The sequence below is a fragment of the Rubritalea tangerina genome, from assembly GCF_042683245.1.
GTDB lineage: Bacteria > Verrucomicrobiota > Verrucomicrobiia > Verrucomicrobiales > Akkermansiaceae > Rubritalea > Rubritalea tangerina.
Window position 1 is genome coordinate 1 of sequence record NZ_JBHUJB010000038.1, and the last position, 22043, is coordinate 22043.

The following is a 22043-nucleotide window of genomic DNA, read 5'->3' on the forward strand; positions in this document are numbered from 1 at the left end:
GATTCCGTTGTTCAATACAACTTACCCCTAACCAATAGAAAGGAAATAAACTTACCAGTTGACCTCTCTTCACATAAAAGCCCGTGGAGTCGAATGCTGCACGGGCTTTTGTATGAGGGATATAACTCCTGTTCGGAACAGTTGGTTACCTACTTCTCTTGTCCGTGGTCGAGGACTTGTGGGTCGACATAGTTCGGATCGGTGATGCCCTTTTTGTCGCGGAGTGCTTTGCCTGCGAGGAAGGCGCGCATAAGGCGGTCGATGACGAGTGCGGTGTTGTAGTGGCGGTCATCGAGGAGTGGGGTGTATTCGCAGAAGTCGATGACGGCGACTTCGTTCTGGATCGCGAGTTCACGCACCATGCGAATCACTTGAGCCGAAGTGAAACCACCTGGATCAGGGTTAGAGACTCCTGGTACGTGGGACGGGTCGACCACATCCACGTCGAAGGAAATGTAGAGGCGCTTGCCTTTGACTTCTTCGAGGACTTTTTTCCAAGTCGCGTCGAAGCCTTTTTCTTCGAACTCCGCCATGTAGTGGTAGCGTTCTCCGACTTCGCGTTGCCATTTGAGGATTTCTGGGCTGCCGTAGGCTCCGCGCATACCGAGTGAATGGAGGTCCTCACCTTTGATCCAGCCTTTTTCCCACGCCCAACGACGGGCTCTTCCACCGTGAACAAAGGTGCCGAGTGAGACATCGTAGGTGTCTTCGTGAGCATCAAAGTGAATAGTGGCATAGTTCTTCGGGCCAAATTTCTTTACCATGGCCATGTGGCCAACAGCTTCGGTGTCGTGGCTACCTCCAATCACCATGGCGGTCGCACCTGCGTCTAGAATTTCACCGACGACTTTTGCGCCTTCAGCGAGTGAGAGGCCCATCTGAAACATACTTTGGGCGGCATTGCCGTAATCGACAATGTTGAGTTCTTTCATGTAGTCGATGGAGACATGGCGGTCGTAGCCTTTGTTGGCTGTATCAATCGTGCGGATGATACGCATCTGATTGGCTGCCCAGCCTTGGCCGCCAGTGGCGTTAAAGTCACTCGGAACACCGACGATGGCAACATCCACTTTGCCGGCAATGAGGTCTTCTTTGCTCAAGGCTATGGGGGCTCCAAGGTAGGTGGGAAGGCCCATTTAGAAAATTGGAACTCGTAGCGATTGAGGTCGATAGGGCCTGCTTTTCGTTCTTCTTTGCTGCGATCCTTGCGCATGAAAAAGGAGTTGTAGTCTTTATCAAGTTTGATGACATCAGGATTTTTGGGATCTCTCACGGTTGGAGGCTTGCTGGGAGGCCATCGATGATTGGGTCCTTAGATAGGTCGGGTGAGGCAGGGTCTTCGGCTTTGAGTGGGGAAGTGATACTCAGGGCGCCCAATCCTAATAGGGCGGTGTTTCTTAGTGCTTTCATTGTGTTTATGGTGTTGTTTGTGAGGATTGGATAGATTTGCAATATGTGATGAAGGTTCTCTATAGGGGGGACATGCTGGTAAGAATGGATAGAGAGCTACGGTTGGAGGAATCTCTCAAAGTAAATCATAGCGGTATTTGGGAGATTCGATCAAGGGTGTGAGCAGTCCAATAATTGCCACCATTTTACCTTTTCTGAAGTGATAAAAAATGTTAGGTGGGATTGTTTATGGTATATCAGAAATATATTTATTCAGACATTGAGGCACTGGGGAGTGATTTTTCTGAGAGTTACCAGACTGAGGTATACCAGTTAGATTCAGGCGATGTAGGAGAGAGGGAGGTGGCTGCGTTGCCTAGTATGACATTGCATTATGTGAGGCACGATGCGACATTGAGGTTTGTGGAGCGACCGGTGATGCGCGGGGTTGGTTTATGGGTGGTAGATGAGTCGCCTAGGTGTGTGCAATGGAGAGGGGAAGCATTGGGAGATCGTGATTTGGTGGTGCAGCAAGGAGGGCATGAATATGACTATATTTTACCAGCGGGGTCACAGGGGGCGATGATTGAATTAGATTACAATCTCTCTAGAGAGTTAGGTTTTGGAGATCTGTATGTTGGGCCGATACGGTGCTCGAGAAGAATGTTAGACCAATTGAGCATGTGTGTGAGGGGGGTGATCAGAGCTTGTAGGCATAGGGGGGGAGAGGTTGAAGCGGAGCAATTATTCTTATGGCAGGCAGAGATTGTAAGGATGATAAGAAAGGTGATTGGCGACTGGGAATTAGGTGGAGAGATTGCAGCGAGAGTGAATGGTGGTTATGCAGTGATTTCACTAGCATCTGAGTGGATGAGAGCTCAGGGGGCTGGTGGATGTTTAGATAAATTGGCTCAGGAGTTAGAAATTTCACCACGTACGCTGAACCGGCTCTTTCATCGCTGGGCTGGCATGGGTCCTGGGCAATATCTTTCTATCATGAGAATGCATGCATTGAGGCGCGCGTTAATAGGAGCTGATGTTCAACGGGGGGCAGTTAAGGAATATGCGTACGCGTTAGGTTACCAACATTTGGGTAACATGGCACAGCGCTACAAGGAGCTCTTTGGGGAGAGTCCTTCTGAGACGGTGCGACGCTAAGACCTATGGAATTGAGTTGCTGTGGAGTGGGGATGCTCTAGCATGTGGTGCAGATTGATATCAGGTATGAAGAAGATATGGAATGAGCCTTGGTTTGGTTATCTCATTATTGGGGCGATGTTATACGGTATTGTGGAGTGGCGTGCTGGTGGGGAGGTTGAGAAAGAGAGGATAGAGGTGAGGCCTGAGCTTGTGAAAGCGTATCTAAAGAGAGATGAAGAGCTCTCAGGTAGAAAAAGCACGGAGGAGGATCGGTCTCGGACGATAGAGAGCATTATTGATGAAGAGGTTTTGTTGAGGGAGGCTTATGCTGCGGGGTATGACAGGACGGACCCTAGGGTGAGGAAGAGGTTACTGACCTTGATGCGTTCTGCGATTACGCCAGTGGTGGCAGATCCAAGTATCACTCAGTTACAGGAATACTATCAGAAGAAGAAGTCTGAATACCGGAGTCAGGTTTCTTATGATTACGAGCATGTTTATTTTTCTCATGTTTCAGAGAAATTGCCTGAGGACTCTGAGGGGTTTCTTGATACCTTAGATGGGGTAGATCGCGCGGCTGCCTTGGGTGATCCGTATGCGTATGGGCATCTTTTTAAAGGGCAAGAGAGAGAACGTGTGGCGATGTATTTCGGGGCAGAAATGGCTGAGGGTGTGGAGACTCATGCTGTTGGGGAATGGTTTGGCCCCGTTCGATCCAGAGTTGGGCAACATTATGTGAGGGTACTCAATGTGATTGAGGCTAGAGAGCCTTTATTTGAGGAAGTGGAGGGGTACATGAGGGAGGCCTGGCGTTTTGAGCAAATAGAAAAAAAGCAGGATGAGGCACTTCTCGCATTGAGAGAAAAGTATCAGATTGTAAGCCCTGACTAGAGATGTCCGATAGATTGTTTTGTATTAGGCGAGCGATTCTCTGCCTGTATTTACTGGTTATTGGGGGGGCGCACGCGGACGATGCAGGTCTGATCACTACGCGTCTGTATGAGAAGGAGGGGCACCGGTACAGTCTGAGTGTGGATGTTTCACCTCAGTTGCAGAGTGTGTTGTCTGAGCCATTGTTTCCTGATGGTTTTGAAGTCCAGCCTGCCGTGTATACGAAGCGAGGGGCGATGGTTCGTGTCGAGTATGAGGTAGTCGGGGGGCGTTTTTTGGAGGGGGGCGATGTGGTTTTGTTACCGTGGGGAAGGACTGGTGCGTTTGTTTACGCGACTTGGTTAGATGGTGGTGAGACTCATTCATTATTTTTGAATGACCTAGTAGGCATCCCTGTTGAGATATCTGTTCTTAAGGAACGTGGGAAAGAGGCTTCGGCATGGGAAAGCTATCAGGCTGGGCTATGGGGGGCGGTGCAGCAATGGGGAATCGTCTGTGTGAGTATAGTGTTAGGATTTGGCGTGGGAAGCAGGGCGGTGATAGCACGGTTCTGTGCATTTGGATCTGGAGTGTTGGGGGCTTTAATTTTGAGGGATTTCTATGTGTTAGAGGTGTCTAGCACAGTGTTGTATTTATGGGCTGCTTTAGCAGCTTTGATGTGTTTGAGGTACAGTGATAAGGCTCTTGGTGTGATTGTTTTCTCGTATGGTTTTGTGCTTGCTGAGAGTATTGGAATGAGGGGGGATCAGGTTGATACTTTCAGTTTTGTATTAGGTGGCGCGTTGGTGGCGTTGGTGGGTATAGGTCTTGGAGTCGGGTGCAGGAGATTGGTCAAGAGAGAGCGTGTGTTGGGAGTGATTCTTGGTGGAGGAGTTGTTGCTATGATGCTGTGGGAGTGGAGTAATCCAGAAGAAGCGGTGCATGCAAAGACGGTGGTAGAAGTGGCGCCTCAAGCTGAGAACAAAGTGCGTTCTCAGTCACCGCGTCGGTTGAGTGAGCCTGTGATGAGTTTTATTAACGTGGAGCCTTATGCGATAAGGGTGGAGGTGATGTGTTCGGCGGAGGCATTACAAGAGAAGTTGGGTATTCAGCTAGAAGACGAGAGAGTTATCGGGTTGAGTGAGTTAGATCACTTTAAAGCAGAGGTTCTCAAGGCGGTAGGGGCCATGCTTGAGCTTGATATTGATGGTCAGCCGGTAAGGCCAGAAACGCAGAGGGCGGACTTTTTGACTTTGGGTGTTGCGGGAGCATATGTGCGTGAGAGTCCGGTAGTTGAGAGCATGGCGGATGCGATTGTGGGGCTGAGCTTTCAATATTTGGTGGATTCGCCTATTAGCGATTTAGAGATGCGCTGGTTAAAGCTTCCGATCGAAGGCATTGAGATTCCATGTTCCGTGATGACATCTGAGACGACCGATGGGTATCAAGTGGGGGCTGACTCAATGAAGGTAGTTTGGTCAGCGGATGGTTCGGTAGCGGAAACTCAGGTGGTGAGTACGGTGGCAGAAATGCCAAGTTGGGCACCCGTCTCACTGCTGTGTTTGTTAGGTTTTGTAATTTTACGGAAAAAGCCGATGATGGCGGTTGCGGCAATAGGAATAGGTTTTGTGAGTTATCCATTGGTGAGGGCGCACAATCCATTCGTCAGTCCATTAGATAGCAAGCGGGCCGAGGAGGTATTAGGGTCCTTATTGGGTAATGTTTACCGAGCGTTTGATTATCGAAGAGAGAGTGTGATTTATGATGCCCTTGAGAAGAGCATTTCTGGACCACAGCTTGCGGAAATCTATATTGATCAGCAAAGAGCTTTGGAGTTAGAGAGGAGCGGTGGTGCGAGGGCTCGCGTAGAGGACGTTGAAATCATTTCTATCCAGGATATCGAAGCAAGAGAAGAGGGCGTGCAATTAGTAGCTAGCTGGAAAGTGCGTGGTTCAGTGAACCACTTTGGTCATACGCATTACCGGCAGAATATGTACCGAGCCAAGATTCATTTGGTATCGAGTTCAGGCGTTTGGACAATAAGGGAGGTCGAGGTGCTCGATGAGGAGAGGGTGTATTGATGGTTGGACTGGATACTGGAAGATTGTAGAGATGCAGATTTTGAACGAAGAGCGAATTGAGTAAAAATCATTGCTTCTGGCTTGGCAGGAGGTAGCGGGCTTTTGCATAGTCTGAATGCAGATTCATGGTAGAAGTCGAAAAGTTAAGATTCAGCTATCCGGAGGGGGGGTATTGTTTGGACATTCCTGAGTTGAAGTTGGAGGGGGGGAGAGCTACTGCAATCGTGGGACCTAGCGGGTGTGGTAAGACGACATTATTGCATTTGATAGCTGGGATTAAGAGGCCAGGTCACGGGCGGATTCTGGTGATGAACAAGGAACTTTGTTCGTTGAGTGAGGCAGATGTGCGGGCATTTAGGGTGCAGAATATTGGGTTGATATTCCAGGAGTTCGAGTTGTTGGATTACCTCAATGTGTTAGATAATATATTATTACCGTATAGAATCAGCCGAGCGTTGAAGCTAGATGGAGGGGTGAAACAACGTGCTGGTGCATTAGTGGATGAGGTAGGGTTAGGTGATAAGCTTAAGCGGCCAGTGAGGCAACTCTCTCAGGGGGAGAGGCAGAGGGTCGCGATTTGTCGGGCTTTGTTAGCGAAGCCAAGTTTGATATTGGCGGATGAGCCAACGGGAAACCTTGATGTTGAGAATACCGACAAGGTGCTAGAGATTTTATTTAAGTACGTGGAGGAATCTGGAGCGACGCTAGTGAGTGTGACACACGAGCGGCATTTGTTGGATCGGTTTGACCGCTGTGTTGATTTTAGCACCTTGTTAGAAGGAGGGAAGGTGTGAGAGATAGTCTTTATTTGGCTTGGAGGAATTTGTGTTATTACCGGGCGAAGTCGATTATTTTGATATTCTCGGTGGCATTGGTTCTCTTTTTGCCAAGCGGGTTGAAATTGGTGGTGGAAGAAGGTGGGCGAGTGTTGAAGGCGCGGTCTGAGTCGACACCACTTTTGTTAGGAGCAAAAGGGAGTGCATTAGAGCTTACGATGAATGCCTTGTATTTTGGCAGGGAAGCTCCTGAGGCCGTTCGTTATGGGGAAGCTGAGAAGGTGATGGAAGGGGGGCTGGCTGAGGCGATTCCTTTGTACACGCGATTTGAAGTGCAGGGCTTACCTATTGTTGGGACGAGCTTGGATTACATGGGCTTTCGCAAGCTTAGATTGAGGGAGGGGCGCTTGTTTGCCACTTTAGGCGAGTGTTTATTGGGGAGTGAAGCTGCAGAAGAATTGGGCGTGGGAGTAGGTGATAGTGTGGTTTCCTCACCTGAGAGTGTGTTTGATTTAGCTGGGGTGTATCCACTGAAGATGAAGGTTGTTGGCGTGTTAGCTAAAAGCGGAACAGCCGACGACATGGGTGTGTTTACAGATATCAAGACGACATGGGTCATTCAGGGCTTAGCGCATGGACATATGGATATGGCGAGTGCGGAGGCTGCTCCTACTGTGTTGAAAAAAGAGGAGGGCAAGATAGTGGCAAATGCTGCTGTGAAGACATACAATGAAGTCACAGCGAGTAATGTGCATCAATTTCACTTTCATGGCAGTCAAGATGAGTTTCCAATATCCGCATTGATTGTGGTGCCCAATGATAAAAAGGCCGAGACTCTGTTGCGTGGAAGGTATGTGGGAAAGAATCAATTTGTGCAAATGGTTCAGCCTAGAGTGATTATGGAAGAGCTTTTGGAGACGGTAGCGAGTGTGCAGGCTTTTGTGATGATCGGCTTGATGGTGGCGGGTGGGGCAGCAGGGATGACGATGGTATTAGTCTTCATGCTCTCAGTGGAATTGCGCAAACGTGAAATATTAACGATGCAGCGAATAGGAGCGGAGCGTGGAAAGGTGGGGGCTTTGATTGGGCTAGAAGTCAGTATGATTTTATTGGCGGGGGGAGTGCTCGCGGCGGCATGTACTGCGAGTTTAGTGGTTTATGGACCGAAGTTGATTCAACAGTTAATTAGTTAAGCGATGATAGTAAGACGAGTGGTAATGGGGGGCATAGCGGCATTGGTCTTGAGTCAATGTTCTGAGACGAAACATGAGCAAGAGCAGCGTGATCCTAGTGTGGCTGTGGTCAATTATCCACTGGCGTATTTTACGGAGCAGATTGTGGGTGATCAATTTGAGGTGCATTTTCCAGTGATAGCGGGAGATCCGGCATTTTGGCAGCCCGACAGCGAGGAAATTGGGAGGTTTCAGGAAGCTGATTTAATCATTCTGAATGGGGCGGGTTATGCGAAGTGGGTCGACAAGGTAAGTTTGCCACGGAAGAAGCTGGTGGTAAGTTCTGAGTATTTTTCGGATCGTTTGATTGAGGAGGCGGGAGGTGAGGCGCATAGCCACGGGGATGGTGAGGTGCATAGTCATGGAGAGATTGCCTCGACGACTTGGCTAGATCCACAGTTAGCGAAGTTACAGTTGGTGGTGGTTTATGAGCAGTTATGTGCACATTGGCCTGAGCATAAGAAGGAGTTTGAACCCCGGTTCAAGCAGATCTATGAACAGTTACTTGGACTTGACGCTGCTTTTGAAAAGGAATTCAGGGGCCTACGAGAGACTGTGATAGTGGGTTCTCACCCAGTGTATCAGTATCTTGCGCGTCGGTACGGACTGAAACTGAAGAGCGTGCATTGGGAGCCAGGAGTCGTTCCGAGTGCGCAACAATGGCAGGAACTTAAGCAAGTTTTGGAAACACATCCCGCAAGTGTCATGATGTGGGAAGGTAAGCCTCTGGATGAAGTGGTGCAACAATTGCGGAGCATGGGCATTGAGAGTTACGTTTTTGATCCTTGTGGCAATCGTCCAGAGGAAAAGGACTGGATGGAGGCCATGCAAGAAAATTTACGCAGTGTGCAATCACTGGGTAAACCTTGATTTTATAGAGGGTTTGAAGTTGGTCTAATGTGACCAATGACAAAAAAAGTAAAAAAACTTTCAGAAAGGTATTGACCTGCGTCGAGATTCGTGTAGGTTTCTGCCGTCGACACTAATAGGCGGCCCGATTGAATGTCATTCCTGGTTTTTGGGTTTTTCCAGATGATTTCACTCGGGTCGCTTTCTTTTTGCCCTGATGCTTTATTTTATGGGATTGGTGGACGTGGAATTTTTGTCAGAGGGGGAGGACGCAGATGGTTTGAGGAGGATAGGTGTCGGACTTGTGTGAATTAAGCTCTGGAGTCCAAACAGATTCTTTGTTATCTTGTTAGGTGATGGTGTAACATCATAAAATACTGAGAGCTATGAACAAATATATTGCAGAGTCCTTTGGGACATTTTGGTTAGTATTAGGTGGGTGTGGCAGTGCGGTGCTAGCGGCGGGGATTCCGGATGTGGGGATTGGTTATTTGGGGGTATCGTTAGCCTTTGGTTTGACGGTATTAACGATGGCCTTTGCGATTGGGCACATCTCTGGGTGTCATTTGAATCCTGCTGTATCGATTGGTTTGATGTTGGGTGGGCGGTTCGACAAGAAGGATTTGGTTCCATACATCATAGCGCAATTGGTTGGCGCGATAGTGGCTGGAGGGGTGTTGTATATCATTGCGAGTGGCAACAAGGAATTTAGTTTAAGCGGTGGGTTTGCTTCGAACGGGTATGGAGAGTATTCGCCGAATGGCTACAGTATGTTGGCAGGTTTTGTGTGTGAGGTGGTGATGACGATGATGTTTTTAATTATCATATTGGGTGCGACAGACGAGCGTGCGCCAGCAGGGTTAGCTCCGATTGCGATTGGCTTGGGGCTGGCATTGATTCACTTAGTGAGCATTCCGGTCACGAATACCTCAGTGAATCCAGCGCGTAGCACAGGAGTGGCGCTGTTTGCAGGTGGTTGGGCGATCAAGCAGCTTTGGTTATTCTGGGTGGCTCCGATAATTGGGGCTGTGCTAGGAGCGCTTGCGTACCGTGTGATGGGGGCAAATAAGAGCTAGTTTTAAGTCCCTGAGCTTTTGGACTGTGATAGGGCTCATTTTGTATCCGCTGTGGATTCAGCGGTATGTGGTAAAAAAATTGCCCAGCAAGGGGGGATCCTCTAGCTGGGCAATTTATTGTTAAAGAACGTGCAAGTGTAACCGTTCGCAGGGGGGGTATTACTTTTTAATCTCCTCGAGTTTTTTGAAGATGTCATCCTTACCGCGAGTGACGATGTCTCCATCGGCATTGAATAGAATATAAGTAGGGACTCCGAGGATTTCAACGCTACCGAAGTGGACGGCGTCTTTGTCTTGGCCGAGGACAGTTGGCCATGGGAATGATTCTTTTTTCGCCCAATCAAGAGCGGCTTTGTCGGTGCGGTCATAGCTCATCATGACGAGTTCGACATTGTCCATTTTGGTAATCTTGTCGTTATAGGATTTCACTAACTGTGAAACCGTCGCGCGGCATGGTGGTCACCAGCTTGCTGTGTAGTAGACAAGGTAGTATTCGGTGTCGGCAGAAGCTTTATGTGGCACGTATTTATCGTCTTTGAGGATCTGCAACTTGCCCTCAAGTGATTTGGCGACGTGTCCGACTTCTTGTTCGGTCGTGGCTTTATTGGTGTCTTCAGCATGCGTGTAGCCGGTGAGGGCTAGGGTGCTAGCTAGACATGTAAGGAGTATCGACTTCTTCATGGTGATAGTAAGATAGACGGAGGCAGGGAATTATTCCAAGAGGGATTATGAAAATCCTTCGATCAAACAGCTGATTGGTCGGATTAAGGACATGCGGTTTAGTGATGCGCGAGGTGTGAGCCATTGAGGATGTCAGTGACCACACGAGCGGGTTCGACTCCGGTGAGTTTTTGTTCGAGGCCTTGGTAGAGGTAAGAGAACTTGTGGAAGTCGAGTCCGCAGCGTTCGAGGATGGTGGCATGGAGGTCGCGCACGTGGACTTTTTGGTCGGGAGTAATGATGTTGAACGAGTATTCGTCCGTATCTCCGTAGACCATACCGCCTTTGACTCCGGCGCCGGCCATCCAGATGGAGAAGGCACGCGGGTGGTGGTCACGGCCGTAATTTTTTTCAGTCAATTGCCCTTGTGAGTAGACGGTTCTGCCGAATTCCCCGCCACAGATCACGAGAGTGTCTTCGAGCAGGCCTCGTTGTTTGAGGTCTTGGATGAGGCCGTAGCAGGCCTGATCGATGTCTCCGCATTGGGATTTGATATCGCGTGGGAGGTTTCCGTGTTGGTCCCAACCGCGGTGGAAGATTTGGGTGAAGCGGACGCCTCTTTCGGCGAGTCTTCTGGCCATCAAAGCAGTGTAGGCGAAGGTGCCAGGTTTTTTTGAATCCGGGCCGTAGAGTGCATAGGTATGTTCAGACTCTGACGACAAGTCCGTGAGTTCGGGGACTGACATTTGCATACGGTAGGCCATTTCGTATTGTTGGATACGCGTTTGGATCTCTGGGTCGCCAACGTGTTGGAGGGTCTGTTGGTTGAGTGAGGAGAGACCGTCGAGCATGTCGCGGCGCATGGTACGATCGATGCCTGGAGCGTCTTTGAGGAAGAGCACTGGGTCGCCTTGGGAGCGGAGGTTGACCCCTGCGTGTTTGCCGGGGAGGAAGCCAGAGCCCCAGAGCCTGGATGAGATGGCTTGGACGTTTGAGTACGGGCTGGAGTGCTGGGCGTGGAGCACGCAGAAAGTGGGGAGGTCATTGTTGAGTGAGCCGAGGCCGTAGGAGAGCCAGGATCCCATCGAGGCTTTGCCATTCTGCATGGAACCCGTGTAGATGAGTTGGTTTGCGGGTTCGTGGTTGATGGCATCGGTATGCATCGATTTGATGATACAGATATCGTCGACCATTTTGGCGGTATAGGGGAGGAGGTCTGAGACCCAGGCGCCGGATTCTCCATGTTGTTTGAAGTCGGTGAAGGCGGGGGCGACCGGAAAGGAGCTTTGGCCTGCGGTCATGCCAGTGAGTCGCTGGCCGGATTTGACCAAGAAGTCTTTGATATCTTTTTTGAACTCCTTTTTGAGGTTGGGTTTATAGTCGAATGTTTCGAGTTGTGAGGGAGCGCCGATCAATGAGATATAGATCACGCGTTTGGCTTTTGGGGCGAAGTGCGAGTTTCCGGTGGTTTTGCCGATGGCGCCGAGGAGCTCCTTGGGGAGAAGGGCACTGAGGGCAGCAGTACCCAGACCCATGGCATTGTGGCGGAAGAATTGTCTCCGGCTCACGGACTTATCGTGGAGGTCGACGCTTTTGAGGATGTCAGTAAAGTTCATGTGCTTATTTATTGAGGGTTTCGTCCATGTTGAGGATTTGGTTGGCAATCAGTGTCCAAGTGGCGAGTTCATCGGGAGCGAGTTCTTTGGGGGCGGTTGACTCGCCGACGGCGATGAGCTTGGCGGCATTTTCTGGGTTGGCTTTAAAGTTGGCGCGCGTGCTCACGAGGGTGCGGTTGACGATCTCGATCTCGGTGCTGTTGAGTGGGCGGTTGAGTAGGCGGTGAGCGATCCACTGGAGGGTGGATGTGTCGTCCTTTGATTCCTTGAGGGCGCTGGCAGCAAGCTGGCGCGAGCTTTCCACGAACTGGGGGTCGTTCATGACGACAAATGCCTGGAGGGGGGTGTTGGTAAGTTCCCTGCGCACACAGCTGACTTCACGAGCTGGGGCGTTGAGGATCTCCATGGATGGATGTGGAGCCGTGCGTTTCCAGAAGGTATAAAGTGATCGGCGGTAGAGTTTTTCACCAGAATCTTGTTTATAGTGGCGGGTGTTCGATTGCTTCATGGCCACGGATTCCCAGATGTTGGCTGGCTGGTAGGGTTTCACAGAAGGGCCGCCCCATTGATCGGCGAGAAGGCCTGAGGAATGGAGGGCGAGATCACGGATTTGTTCGGCATCGAGGCGGTAGCGCGGTCCGCGTGAGAGGAGGATGTTCTTGGGATCCTTTTCACGTTTCTCGGGTGTGAGGACAGCGGACTGGCGGTAGGTAGATGAAGTGACGATGGTTCGGAGGAGGTGGTGGAAATCCCAACCATTTTCGACGAAGTCGACAGCGAGCCAGTCGAGCAACTTCGGATGGCTGGGTCTCGAGCCCATGATACCGAAGTCGTTGGTTGATTCTACGATTCCGGAGCCGAAGAGGTAGTACCAATAGCGGTTGACGGTGACACGCGCTGGCAATGGGTTTGCTGGGTCGGTGAGCCACATGCCGAGGCCGATGCGGTTTTTTGGCATGGAGGAGCTCATCGGAGGCAGAACGGCAGGTGTGTCTGGGCTGAGGATTTCCTCGTCTTTGACTGCGTACTGGCCGCGAATGAGGACTTGGGCGGTAGGTTTCTGGTTTGCCTTTTCCTGCATGACCAAGGTGATGGTGCCGCGTTTTTCGATCGCGGCTTTTTCCTCATTGAGTTTGGCCAGGGCTGCGTTGAGTTGTTGTGATTTTTTATCTACGTGGGTGAAGTAGTAATTACGGATTTGCTGGACGATTTTGGGGGATTGCTTTGAGGATTTTCTGAGTTGGTTGATTCTGCCATTAATGGAGATAGCAATGACTTCGTCGGGGCTCAGTTTTTTGTCGAAGATTTGGAAGCTATGGAGTTGTCCGTTAGTGAAGTATTGGGCATCGTGGCGAGATCCAAGGAGAAGGGGAGCCTTGTTTTTCATGGACTCGGTGAGTTTGTTGCCTTGGATGTCGAGTTTTTGTTCTTGGCCATTGAGGTAGATTTTGACTCCTTGTGCTTTTTTGGAGCCATCGTAGGTGACGAAGGCGTGGACCCATTCATTTTCTGGGACTTTGGATTTGGTGCGCACTTTCAGGTAGTTTTGTGGCCAGGCGTGGATGAGGTGGACGGCGAGTCGGCCATTTTCGGCCCAGAGGTCGTAACCTTTATGTGAGTCGGCGACGTCCATTCTGGCGATGATGCCAGCGGAGAGTGCGTGTGGTACTTTGATCCAAGCGCCATAGCTGAACGATTGGTTATTTTCGAAGTTGGCGACGTCACCGAGGTTGATGTGGTTATTTTTATTGAAGTGGATAGCGTCACCATCTGGGCTGCTGACCCACTCGACAGGGGTTTTGCTGGTGTAGGTGGTGCCTTTGGTGTCGGTGATGCCGAGGGAACGATCGGTGAGGGGGAGTTTGATGAGGCGATTGGCCTTGGCGATTTCTGAATTATCGACGGCAGACTCGGATTTCAGCCATGTTTGGAATGTGGCTTCGTGTTTTTTCCGGTAGTCATCGCGCGCTTTTTGAGCCTGATGGATTTCGGTATCGATTTGGCTGTAGCGTTCTCGGTCTTGTTTGACGGGGATGAGGAGGTTGGGTGGGTGCGTGGCATTATTCCTGTCGAGGGCCGACATGGTGGTATTGCGGAAGAAGGCGGTGAGTTGGTAATTTTCTTTGGTAGAGATTGGGTCAAACTTGTGGTCGTGGCATGCGGCACAGCCAGTGGTGAGGGCAAGCCAAGCAGCGGCGGTGGTATCGACGCGATCTTGGGCGTAGATTGCTTGGTACTCCTCAGCGATTGCGCCACCTTCACCGGTGGTCGGGAGGCAGCGGTGGAAGCCTGAGGCTATTTTTTGTTCAAGGGTGGCGTTTTCGAACATGTCACCAGCAATTTGTTCACGGGTGAATTGGTCAAAGGGCATGTTCTGTTTGAAGGCATTGAGAACCCAATCGCGGTAGGGCCAGATCGAGCGATAGTTATCGATGTGAATTCCGTGGGTGTCAGCATAGCGTGCGACATCGAGCCAGTGGCGCGTGAAGTGCTCGGCATAGGCTTGGGTGTTGAGAAGTTGGTCGACTTTTTCGGCGTAGACGGTGTCGAAGTCACGTTGGTCTTCGAGGAATGCCTTTGTGGATTCGGGGCTTGGAGGCAATCCGGTGAGGTCGAAGCTGAGGCGTCTGAGGAGGCGTGCTTTCTCTTCGTCAGGATTGGGAGTGAGTCCGGCACGTTCGAGTTTAGCGGCGACGAAGTGGTCGATCGGGGTGCGTGCCCATTCAGCTTTGGTGGGGGTAGGCGGGGTGGCTTTTTTTGGTGGGATGAAGGCCCAGTGGTCTTCGTATTCGGCTCCTTGTTGGATCCACTGGCGCACCAGAGCAATTTCCTCTGGTTTCATAATCTTGCCGTGAGGGCTTTTTGTCGGGTGTGGAGGCATGACCGTGTTTGGGTCATCGGTCTCCATGAGTTGGAGGAGGTATGAATTGTCTGGATCACCTTTGATGATGACGGGTTTGCCTGATTTTCTGACAGCGAAGGCTCCCTCTTCAGTGTCGAGGCGCAGTGGTTCTTCTTCGGGCATGCGGGTGCCAGCATCAGGTCCGTGGCAATGGTAGCAGGAAGCTGAGAGGATGGGCTGGATGTGTTCGTTGAAGGACAGGTTCGCAATCTCCTGAGGTGCTTGTGGGGAGGTGAGAGTGGGGTTTTGGGGAGTTGCGGCTGACTCAGGGGTGTCGTCCGAGCAGGCGGCGAGGGCGAAGCAAGTCAGAGGTAGAAGTTTTTTGATCATCATAGTGTGTGACAAAGCGGCTGTCCTAAGGGGGTACAGGAGCGTAAGGTTCATTCTATCATACTGCTTTGGATCTGCCGATTCTGTAAAGTGGTCTGCCGCTTTTGTACAAAATGCGTGTGGTGTGTGACTGGGCTTGAGGTCAGAGGTTGGGGGCGTATGCTGTGGGGATGAGGATGCATTGCTTACTTTGTCTTACCTGCATGCTGATTGGTGTGCTGGGAGTCTGGGGGGATGAGGTGAAGGAGAACCGCTTGGCTGGGGAGGCTTCACCGTATTTGAGGCAACACGCGAGTAATCCTGTAGATTGGTACCCGTGGGGGGATGAGGCATTTCGTCGGGCGAAAAAGGAGAATAAGCCGATATTTTTGAGCGTGGGTTATGCGACTTGCCATTGGTGTCACGTGATGGAGCGCGAGAGCTTTATGGATGCGAAGGTGGCAGCTTATCTGAATGCGCACTTTATTTCGGTGAAATTGGATCGTGAGGAGAGGCCGGATGTGGATAAGGTCTATATGACGGCCCTGCAGGCAATGACTGGCGAAGGGGGCGGGTGGCCGCTGAATGTATTTTTGACTCCAGATTTGAAGCCATTTTACGCTGGGACGTATTTTCCTCCGGTGGGGAGAGCTGGGCGGCCAGGCTTTATGGATGTTCTCACACAGCTTCAGTCAGCGTGGGAGCATAAGCAAGATCAGGTGGTGAGTTCGGCGGGTACATTGCAGCAATTGCTTGAACAACAAGTGATGCATGAACGGGGTGGGGAGGTTGTGCCGCCTGTTCGTCTTGTGGCTGCGGCGACTTCCTCATTGGTCGATGAGGGGGATCACGAGCAAGGAGGCTGGGGCGAGGGGCCAAAGTTTCCGATGCCCTCTCACCTGAGTTATTTGTTGCGCGCGCGTGGTGATGACGAGCATGTGTTAGAGTTTGTTGAGATGTCGGCAAGGAAGATGGCAGCAGGAGGGATTTATGACCAGCTTGGCGGAGGGTTCCATCGTTATGCTGTGGATGGGGAGTGGCTGGTGCCGCATTTTGAGAAGATGCTGTACGATCAAGCGCAATTGTTAGACCTTTATGTAGATTTATATTTGGTAACGAAGAAGGAAGCGTATGCGGGGGTGGCTCGAGGGATAGCGGATTATGTTTTGGAGGTGATGCAGGATGATGCTGGTGGGTTTTATTGTGCGGAGGATGCGCAGAGTGAGGGGAAGGAGGGGAAGTTTTATTGTTGGACTGAGTTAGAGTTGAAAGGGATATTGGAACCTGCGGAGTGGGCAGTGATTCGCGAGTACTATGGGATTTCTGAGAAAGGAAATTTTTATGACCATTCGGATCCGGAGGCGTTGCTGGGGCAGAATGTGTTGGCTGTTGTGAGGGAGGGTGCTTGGCTAAATTCGGAGCGCAGAATGACGTTGGCCAAGGCGCAAGAGAAAATGATAGAAGCGCGGGGGAAGAGAGTGCGTCCAAAGGTCGATGACAAGGTGTTAGCCTCTTGGAATGGTATGATGATTGGGAGTCTTGCGCGGGCTGGGCTGGTACTCGATGAGGAAGGCTACCGGAAGGCGGCGCGTAGGGCCTATCAGTTTGTCGAGGGGCAGATGTGGGATGGGAAGCAGCTGAGACACCGCTGGTGGAAGGGGCAGCTAGACAAGGTGGAGCAAGCTGAAAGCTACGTGATGATGTTACAGGCATCTCGGATGCTTTATGAGATTGAGCTAGATCCAAAGGCATTGGACTTTGCGTGCGCCTTGGCTGACAGGTTGATGGAGGTGTTTTATGACGCTGAGGCGGGAGGGTTTTATGAGAGTGTGGATGCTGAGGATATTTTGGTGCGTTTAAAGGGGGATTTTGATGGGGCTCTGCCAAGTGTTAGCTCAGTGGCTGCCTATGAATTATTAAAATTAGGGGAGATTACGGGTCACAAAGCGTATGTGGAAGCGGCTGAGAAAACTTTGAAATACTATGCGGACACATTGGAGAGATCACCCAGTGCGCTGACAGGAATGCTGAAGGCCTTGGTGTTTTACCATGGCAAGAAGCAACGCTTGGTTTTGGTAGATGGTGAGGGAGGGCTGCGCACCTTTTTGAATGTCTCGCACGGGGCTTTTCGACCGCAGTTGACGGTGATGGGGAATCAGGGAGCAGTGGGGGCCTTCGAGAGATCATTACAGCCAGTAGATGGTCGTGCGGCTGCTTATCTGTGTGAGGGGATGCAGTGCCAGTTGCCGGTGGTGGATGCTAGGAGGCTGTGGAAGGGCGACGAGGAATAGCTTGGAGAGACGGAAGTTTTTGAGTTTTCAGCTGTTCTAGGCGATGGTATGGGTATGCTAAATGACTCATAGTGCCATGGAAGTATCTGTACTCAAATATTACGACATTGACCGAGAGGGGTGGATTGGGATCACGGGTTCGTTAGCGGAGACGAATGGTCGCTTGGATCTGTGTGATGTGAAGGATGGGGTGTACTTAGTGATCGACTCTGATGGATATTTTTACGAGGCGAGGGAGGATGATGAATCGCGATGGGGTTACCGTTGGAAGCGGACTGATCGGCGGGAGATGGACATCGCAATGATGTTGAGGGAGCACGTGCACGGTGAGCAACTCAGTGGCGACGAGCTGGACTTTGTCCGTTAGTGTGGTGTCACATCACACTTCAAAAGAGGCAAATGATGATATTTTGGGGGCTTGGTAAATCGCTCACAGCTAGAGAAAACTAGGGGTGGTCTCTTTGCTGATAAACCAGCGTTTCCCTTCAGTCGACCAGGGCGTGCGGACTTTCTGCATAGTGGCTTATACCATCTCTCGACTCGGAATAGACGAATGGAGTTGGGTTTAGTCCTGTGAAGTTTGCGCTTCGCGATTTTAGAGTAAATCGGATTATCTTGCATAATGTCATCGTTGTCATTCAGTTCTGATGCCCACATCAGGCCTTCACTCCGCCTTGATATTCTGCAAGCTCATTCCGACCATTCGTCCATTCCGTTTCGATCAATGGTATAATTTCTGAACAGATTGCACCGTCATTTGATTCTTTTGAATCACGAAGTGGTGTCCATCAGGTCTGTGGGCAAAAGAAAAATCCGCACCTCGAGAGGAGATGCGGATTTTGTAAAAATTGGGAACCATCCCAATTCTCTGATGCGGATTAACGCTTGGAGAACTGGAAGCGCTTACGTGCGCCTGGCTGACCAGCTTTCTTACGCTCTTTCATACGTGGGTCACGGCGAAGGAGCATAGCTTCTTTGAGTGCTGGACGAAGTTCTGGGTCGTGCTGGATGAGAGCACGTGCCACAGCGAGGCGGATAGCGCCTACTTGACCGTTGATGCCGCCACCTTTGGTGGAAACGCGAACGTCAAACTTGTTAAGAAGGTTAGTGACTTGGAATGGTGCAAGTACTGCGTTTTGAAGAGTGATCGTAGGAAGGTAGTCTTCGAACTGGCGCTTATTGATAGTGATTTGGCCGGTACCTTCAGTGACCCATGCGTGTGCTACTGCGTTTTTACGACGACCAGTTGCGGAGAATGTTGTTGCTTCGCTCATAATGTGAAAATGATTAAAATGAATGATTAGGCGATTTCAAAAGTTTCTGGGTTCTGAGCAGCGTGTGGGTGCTCAGTGCCAGCGTATACGTGGAGCTTCTTGTAGACTGCGCTACCAAGCTTGTTGTGAGGGATCATGCCCTTGACTGCGCGTTCGACGAGGAGTTCTGGGTGACGCTCACGCACCTTCTTAGGTGTTTCTACTTTTTGGTTACCGACGTATCCAGTGTAAGCTGTGTAGATCTTTTGAGTTTCCTTGTTGCCTGTGAGGACGACTTTTTCAGCGTTGATGATGATGACGTTGTCACCTGTGTCAACGTGTGGTGTGAAGATTGGCTTATGCTTACCACGGAGGAGCACTGCTGCTTCACGAGCGACCTGACCGAGCACTTTGTCAGCGGCATCGATCACGTACCATTTGCGCTCAACGTCCTGAGCTTTGGCGGAGAATGTTTTCATTTTATCGTTTTCTTGGTTGTCCTTATGTCACGGTCAGAAATGCATTGGATATTTCAGCCGTGGGGAAGGGGCGGGCAAACTAGGAGTCTTGCGGTCAAGTGTCAATCGAAATCTCGGCGGCGGGTGGAGATTTGTGGGTGGGATGGATGGAAGTATAGAGTAGGGGAGTCACGGGTGGGCTGAAATTGGGCTGATGGTTGGGCATTCGTGGTGGCCGCGGGTGGGCAATCGTGCTAGGAATGCGGCATGCAGTCATTACCATGGAAAAAGATCATTCCGAATGGGGGGCGGGTCTTCATAGGAGGCGGAGCGATGGTGCCATTTGCATTGATTGATCAATTACTGGAGCAATCGGAAAAGTTTCAGGATGTGGAATTATTGCACATACACACGCTTGGGGATTTACCGTGGGTGGAGGCCCGCTATGAGGGGAATTTTCGGACGAACAGCTTTTTTTTATCGCGTCGAATGAGTGAGGCCGTGGGGGAAGGATGGGCTGACTACACGCCGTGTCCGACGTCGGAGGTGCCACGGTTATTTAAGAGCGGTGTGATCACCTTGGATGCGGCATTGATTCAGGTGAGTCCGCCGGATGCGGATGGGTATGTCTCGCTGGGATTGAGTACGGATGTGATCTATTCTGCGTTGAAGTCGGCCAAGAAGGTGGTGGCGCAGATCAACAAGCATGTGCCGATGACGTATGGTGACACGCGCATTCCATTGGCGCAGATTGACCACTATATCGAGTGCGATGCTGAGTTACCGTACTTAGAGCAATGGGAATATAAAGAGCATCATAAGAAGATTGGTGAGTATGCGGCGCAATTGATTGAGGATGGTTCAACGCTCCAAGTGAGCATGGGGAATAGTCCACAGGCGGTGTTGAGGGCTTTGGGGAAGCACAGTGACTTGGGGATTCACACTGGTTGTTTCACCAATGAGATGATGGATTTAGTGAAGGCAGGGGTGGTCACGAATGCGAAGAAGGCGTACCAGAAGGGGGTGAGTGTGGCGAGCCATTGTCTGGGGTCGCAAGAGTTGTACGATTTCGTGCACGAGAATAAGGAGATCGAGTTACACAAGAGTGAGTGGACAAATGACCCGCATCGGATTGCAAAGAACCGACAGATGGTCTCGATCAATGGAGCGCGTGAGATTGATTTGACCGGGCAAGTGGTGCGGGATTCTCGCGGGCATCGGTTTTACGGAGGGATTGGGGCGACTCAGGATTTCATTCGGGGAGCAGCGATGAGTGAGGGGGGGCGTCCAATCATTGCTTTGGCTTCGTGTGACTCGGATGGATCCAGCAGGATCGTGACTGGCCTGACTTCCGGCAGTGGGGTGTGTAGTTCACGTGGTGATGTGCACTATGTGGTGACCGAGTATGGAGTGGCGAATTTGGTTGGGCAGACGATTCGCCAGCGGGTGTTACGTTTGGTGGAGATTGCGCACCCGGATGTTCGGGAGTCGTTGCTTGAGGGGGCGCGGATGCAGAAATGGATTCCAGAGATTTATGGGTTCAACCCATCGGGGATTCACGACAAGGATGCGGGTATTGACATCAAGCGGGTAGAGTTTGGAAGCATCCAATATATGATGCGGCCGATGCACCCGAGTGACGTGCGTTCGCTGCAGCAATTTTTCTATGCCCAAGATGAGGAGACGATTCGTTTACGTTATGGGCATGCCATGCCTGTGCTGGACGAAGGGTCGGCGTATAGGATGTCGGCAGTGGATCAATCTCACGATTTGGCATTGGGGATTTTTTACCGGGACAACCACCGTGAGTTGTTGCGGGCGGTGGGGCGTTTTTACCTCGATTCTGGTGGCAAGAGTGCTGAAGTGGCCTTTTTGGTACATGAGAAGGCGCGGCGAAAGGGGATTGCGAATTTCTTACTCTCGGAGATTGCGAAGATTGCTCAAGAGCGAGGGGTGGAGACATTTTGGGCATCGGTGCAGAAGCGCAACGAGCCGATGATTCAATTATTTATGAATAGGGGGGCGGAGCGCGAGCGGGTGCCAGGTGACGACAGTGATGAGTTTACGATGTCGGTTGCGAGTTTGGTGAAACAGGCTGAGCAATGGGAGAAGAAGAGGGCGAAACGTGGGAAGGCAGAGGTGAGTAAGCCGACAAAGAAGGCGGCGGTGAAGACTAAGCCGGTGAGGAAGAAGCGCAAGAAAGCGGCGAAGGTAGCACTCTGGAGTTCTGAGGAACTGTTGAAGCACGACACAGGACCTGGCCACCCAGAGTCAGCTGTGCGTTATCAATCTGTGTTAAATCGTTTAGATTCGGCATTTCCGAAGATGAAGCGTATTGATGACCGATTTGCATCTGTCGCTGAGGTGACATTGGTGCATTCGGCACATTACCACGACATGGTGAAGATGGATGTGGAGAATTTTGCGGAGCGTTTGCGCACGGGGGACACGGCGATCTGTGAATATAGTTATGATGCGGCGGTGTTATCTACGGGTGGGGTACTCAATGCGGTGGATGCGATATTTACGGGTGAAGTGGATCACGTCTTTTGTGCGGTACGCCCACCTGGGCACCATGCAACGGCGGACCTCGGAATGGGGTTCTGCATCTTTAACCATGTGGCGATCGCGGCGCGCTATGCCCAGAGCAACTATGGTATCGAACGCGTGGCCATTCTCGATTGGGACGTCCATTGTGGGAATGGGACGCAGGAGATTTTCTATGATGACCCGAGCGTGTTGTACTTCTCCACCCACCAGTTAGGTTTATTCACGCAGAGTGGCCAGGCAAATGAGGTGGGGGCTGGCAAGGGGAAGGGGACGACGGTGAATGTGCCCTTAGCAGCTGGTGCGGGTGATGCTGAAATCTTGGAAGCTTGGGGGGCACCTTTGAAAGCAAAGCTTAAGGCATTCAAGCCTGAGTTGATCATCATCAGCGCAGGGTTCGATGCTGCAGAGGGAGATCCACTTGCCGATTTGAATGTGAGCCCAGAGGGGTTTGCAGCCCTGACAAAGTTGGTGAGCAAGTATGCAGCGAAATGGTCCGAGGGGCGCGTACTTTCCGTGTTAGAAGGAGGGTATGAGCCACCTTTGTTAGCTGACTGTGTGGAAGCACACGTGAGAGCTCTGAAGGGCTGATGG

The 22043-nt window shown here is 51.1% G+C and carries 19 protein-coding genes; 10 read left to right on the top strand and 9 right to left on the bottom strand.

Annotation, left to right across the window (positions count from 1 at the left end):
* Positions 1–149 precede the first annotated feature (149 nt).
* Genes ACFSW8_RS09625 through ACFSW8_RS09635 form a run of 3 tightly spaced genes read right to left on the bottom strand, consistent with a single transcriptional unit; the run spans position 150 to position 1410 of the window.
* Positions 150–1100 carry an arginase family protein gene (locus ACFSW8_RS09625; protein ID WP_377178085.1) on the bottom strand — a complete coding sequence of 317 codons (951 nt, stop codon included), beginning with the start codon at positions 1098–1100 and terminating at the stop codon, positions 150–152.
* A gap of 2 nt (positions 1101–1102) precedes the next feature.
* Positions 1103–1273 (bottom strand): hypothetical protein, encoded by a 171-nt coding sequence (locus tag ACFSW8_RS09630; RefSeq protein WP_377089711.1) that lies wholly within the window; start codon positions 1271–1273, stop codon positions 1103–1105.
* Positions 1270–1410, bottom strand: a complete 141-nt coding sequence (locus ACFSW8_RS09635) for a hypothetical protein (protein WP_377178087.1) — start codon at positions 1408–1410, stop codon at positions 1270–1272. Before ACFSW8_RS09635 ends, ACFSW8_RS09630 begins: the two co-directional genes overlap by 4 nt.
* Positions 1411–1638: 228 nt before the next feature.
* Between ACFSW8_RS09635 and ACFSW8_RS09640 the strand changes: the two genes are divergently transcribed.
* From ACFSW8_RS09640 to aqpZ, 7 genes are all read left to right on the top strand, one after another.
* Positions 1639–2547, top strand: coding sequence for a helix-turn-helix domain-containing protein (locus ACFSW8_RS09640; RefSeq protein WP_377091517.1), 909 nt, complete (start codon positions 1639–1641; stop codon positions 2545–2547).
* A 66-nt stretch (positions 2548–2613) separates the two neighbouring features.
* Positions 2614–3420 carry a peptidyl-prolyl cis-trans isomerase gene (locus ACFSW8_RS09645; protein WP_377178089.1) on the top strand — a complete coding sequence of 269 codons (807 nt, stop codon included), beginning with the start codon at positions 2614–2616 and terminating at the stop codon, positions 3418–3420.
* Positions 3421–3422: 2 nt separating this feature from the next.
* Positions 3423–5480: a hypothetical protein gene (locus tag ACFSW8_RS09650; protein WP_377089714.1), complete on the top strand. Its 2058-nt coding sequence runs from the start codon at positions 3423–3425 to the stop codon at positions 5478–5480.
* 125 nt (positions 5481–5605) lie between these two features.
* On the top strand, positions 5606–6274 hold the full coding sequence (locus ACFSW8_RS09655; RefSeq protein WP_377089717.1) for an ABC transporter ATP-binding protein: 669 nt from the start codon (positions 5606–5608) through the stop codon (positions 6272–6274).
* Positions 6271–7449 (top strand): ABC transporter permease, encoded by a 1179-nt coding sequence (locus ACFSW8_RS09660; protein WP_377089718.1) that lies wholly within the window; start codon positions 6271–6273, stop codon positions 7447–7449. Before ACFSW8_RS09655 ends, ACFSW8_RS09660 begins: the two co-directional genes overlap by 4 nt.
* A gap of 3 nt (positions 7450–7452) precedes the next feature.
* Complete coding sequence (locus ACFSW8_RS09665; RefSeq protein ID WP_377089719.1) at positions 7453–8358, top strand: metal ABC transporter substrate-binding protein; 906 nt, start codon at positions 7453–7455, stop codon at positions 8356–8358.
* Between the two features lie 365 nt (positions 8359–8723).
* The gene (aqpZ, locus tag ACFSW8_RS09670; RefSeq protein ID WP_377089720.1) at positions 8724–9413 is read left to right on the top strand and encodes an aquaporin Z; all 690 of its coding nucleotides are present in this window, start codon (positions 8724–8726) and stop codon (positions 9411–9413) included.
* Positions 9414–9572: 159 nt separating this feature from the next.
* Here aqpZ and ACFSW8_RS09675 read toward each other — a convergent pair whose 3' ends face one another.
* The 4 genes from ACFSW8_RS09675 to ACFSW8_RS09690 form a co-directional block, all read right to left on the bottom strand.
* Positions 9573–9842 carry a TlpA family protein disulfide reductase gene (locus ACFSW8_RS09675; protein WP_377089721.1) on the bottom strand — a complete coding sequence of 90 codons (270 nt, stop codon included), beginning with the start codon at positions 9840–9842 and terminating at the stop codon, positions 9573–9575.
* 30 nt (positions 9843–9872) lie between these two features.
* Positions 9873–10094 (bottom strand): hypothetical protein, encoded by a 222-nt coding sequence (locus ACFSW8_RS09680; protein WP_377089722.1) that lies wholly within the window; start codon positions 10092–10094, stop codon positions 9873–9875.
* A gap of 98 nt (positions 10095–10192) precedes the next feature.
* Positions 10193–11689, bottom strand: coding sequence for a DUF1501 domain-containing protein (locus ACFSW8_RS09685; protein ID WP_377178091.1), 1497 nt, complete (start codon positions 11687–11689; stop codon positions 10193–10195).
* Positions 11690–11693: 4 nt separating this feature from the next.
* Positions 11694–14924, bottom strand: a complete 3231-nt coding sequence (locus ACFSW8_RS09690) for a DUF1553 domain-containing protein (RefSeq protein WP_377089724.1) — start codon at positions 14922–14924, stop codon at positions 11694–11696.
* Positions 14925–15124: 200 nt separating this feature from the next.
* Between ACFSW8_RS09690 and ACFSW8_RS09695 the strand changes: the two genes are divergently transcribed.
* Both ACFSW8_RS09695 and ACFSW8_RS09700 read left to right on the top strand, forming a co-directional pair.
* A complete protein-coding gene (locus tag ACFSW8_RS09695; RefSeq protein ID WP_377178093.1) occupies positions 15125–17191 on the top strand; it encodes a thioredoxin domain-containing protein in 2067 nt (688 codons plus the stop codon).
* A gap of 76 nt (positions 17192–17267) precedes the next feature.
* Entirely contained in the window at positions 17268–17558 is a 291-nt protein-coding gene (locus ACFSW8_RS09700; protein ID WP_377089725.1) for a hypothetical protein, read from the top strand.
* Positions 17559–18069: 511 nt separating this feature from the next.
* Here the strand turns inward: ACFSW8_RS09700 and rpsI are convergent.
* Positions 18070–18465, bottom strand: a complete 396-nt coding sequence (rpsI, locus tag ACFSW8_RS09705) for a 30S ribosomal protein S9 (protein WP_377089728.1) — start codon at positions 18463–18465, stop codon at positions 18070–18072.
* A gap of 26 nt (positions 18466–18491) precedes the next feature.
* On the bottom strand, positions 18492–18923 hold the full coding sequence (rplM, locus tag ACFSW8_RS09710; RefSeq protein ID WP_377089729.1) for a 50S ribosomal protein L13: 432 nt from the start codon (positions 18921–18923) through the stop codon (positions 18492–18494).
* A gap of 246 nt (positions 18924–19169) precedes the next feature.
* Between rplM and ACFSW8_RS09715 the strand changes: the two genes are divergently transcribed.
* On the top strand, positions 19170–22040 hold the full coding sequence (locus ACFSW8_RS09715) for a GNAT family N-acetyltransferase (protein ID WP_377089731.1): 2871 nt from the start codon (positions 19170–19172) through the stop codon (positions 22038–22040).
* The last annotated feature ends 3 nt before the right edge of the window (positions 22041–22043 follow it).

What these genes read in the sequence shown, in the direction of transcription:
- ACFSW8_RS09635 (WP_377178087.1), bottom strand. Translation starts at nt 1,410, where the DNA reads ATGAAAGCACTAAGAAACACCGCCCTATTAGGATTGGGCGCCCTGAGT.
- ACFSW8_RS09640 (WP_377091517.1), top strand. Translation starts at nt 1,639, where the DNA reads ATGGTATATCAGAAATATATTTATTCAGACATTGAGGCACTGGGGAGT.
- ACFSW8_RS09645 (WP_377178089.1), top strand. Translation starts at nt 2,614, where the DNA reads ATGAAGAAGATATGGAATGAGCCTTGGTTTGGTTATCTCATTATTGGG.
- ACFSW8_RS09650 (WP_377089714.1), top strand. Translation starts at nt 3,423, where the DNA reads ATGTCCGATAGATTGTTTTGTATTAGGCGAGCGATTCTCTGCCTGTAT.
- ACFSW8_RS09655 (WP_377089717.1), top strand. Translation starts at nt 5,606, where the DNA reads ATGGTAGAAGTCGAAAAGTTAAGATTCAGCTATCCGGAGGGGGGGTAT.
- ACFSW8_RS09665 (WP_377089719.1), top strand. Translation starts at nt 7,453, where the DNA reads ATGATAGTAAGACGAGTGGTAATGGGGGGCATAGCGGCATTGGTCTTG.
- aqpZ (WP_377089720.1), top strand. Translation starts at nt 8,724, where the DNA reads ATGAACAAATATATTGCAGAGTCCTTTGGGACATTTTGGTTAGTATTA.
- ACFSW8_RS09680 (WP_377089722.1), bottom strand. Translation starts at nt 10,094, where the DNA reads ATGAAGAAGTCGATACTCCTTACATGTCTAGCTAGCACCCTAGCCCTC.
- ACFSW8_RS09685 (WP_377178091.1), bottom strand. Translation starts at nt 11,689, where the DNA reads ATGAACTTTACTGACATCCTCAAAAGCGTCGACCTCCACGATAAGTCC.
- ACFSW8_RS09690 (WP_377089724.1), bottom strand. Translation starts at nt 14,924, where the DNA reads ATGATGATCAAAAAACTTCTACCTCTGACTTGCTTCGCCCTCGCCGCC.
- ACFSW8_RS09695 (WP_377178093.1), top strand. Translation starts at nt 15,125, where the DNA reads ATGCTGATTGGTGTGCTGGGAGTCTGGGGGGATGAGGTGAAGGAGAAC.
- ACFSW8_RS09700 (WP_377089725.1), top strand. Translation starts at nt 17,268, where the DNA reads ATGGAAGTATCTGTACTCAAATATTACGACATTGACCGAGAGGGGTGG.
- rpsI (WP_377089728.1), bottom strand. Translation starts at nt 18,465, where the DNA reads ATGAGCGAAGCAACAACATTCTCCGCAACTGGTCGTCGTAAAAACGCA.
- rplM (WP_377089729.1), bottom strand. Translation starts at nt 18,923, where the DNA reads ATGAAAACATTCTCCGCCAAAGCTCAGGACGTTGAGCGCAAATGGTAC.
- ACFSW8_RS09715 (WP_377089731.1), top strand. Translation starts at nt 19,170, where the DNA reads ATGCAGTCATTACCATGGAAAAAGATCATTCCGAATGGGGGGCGGGTC.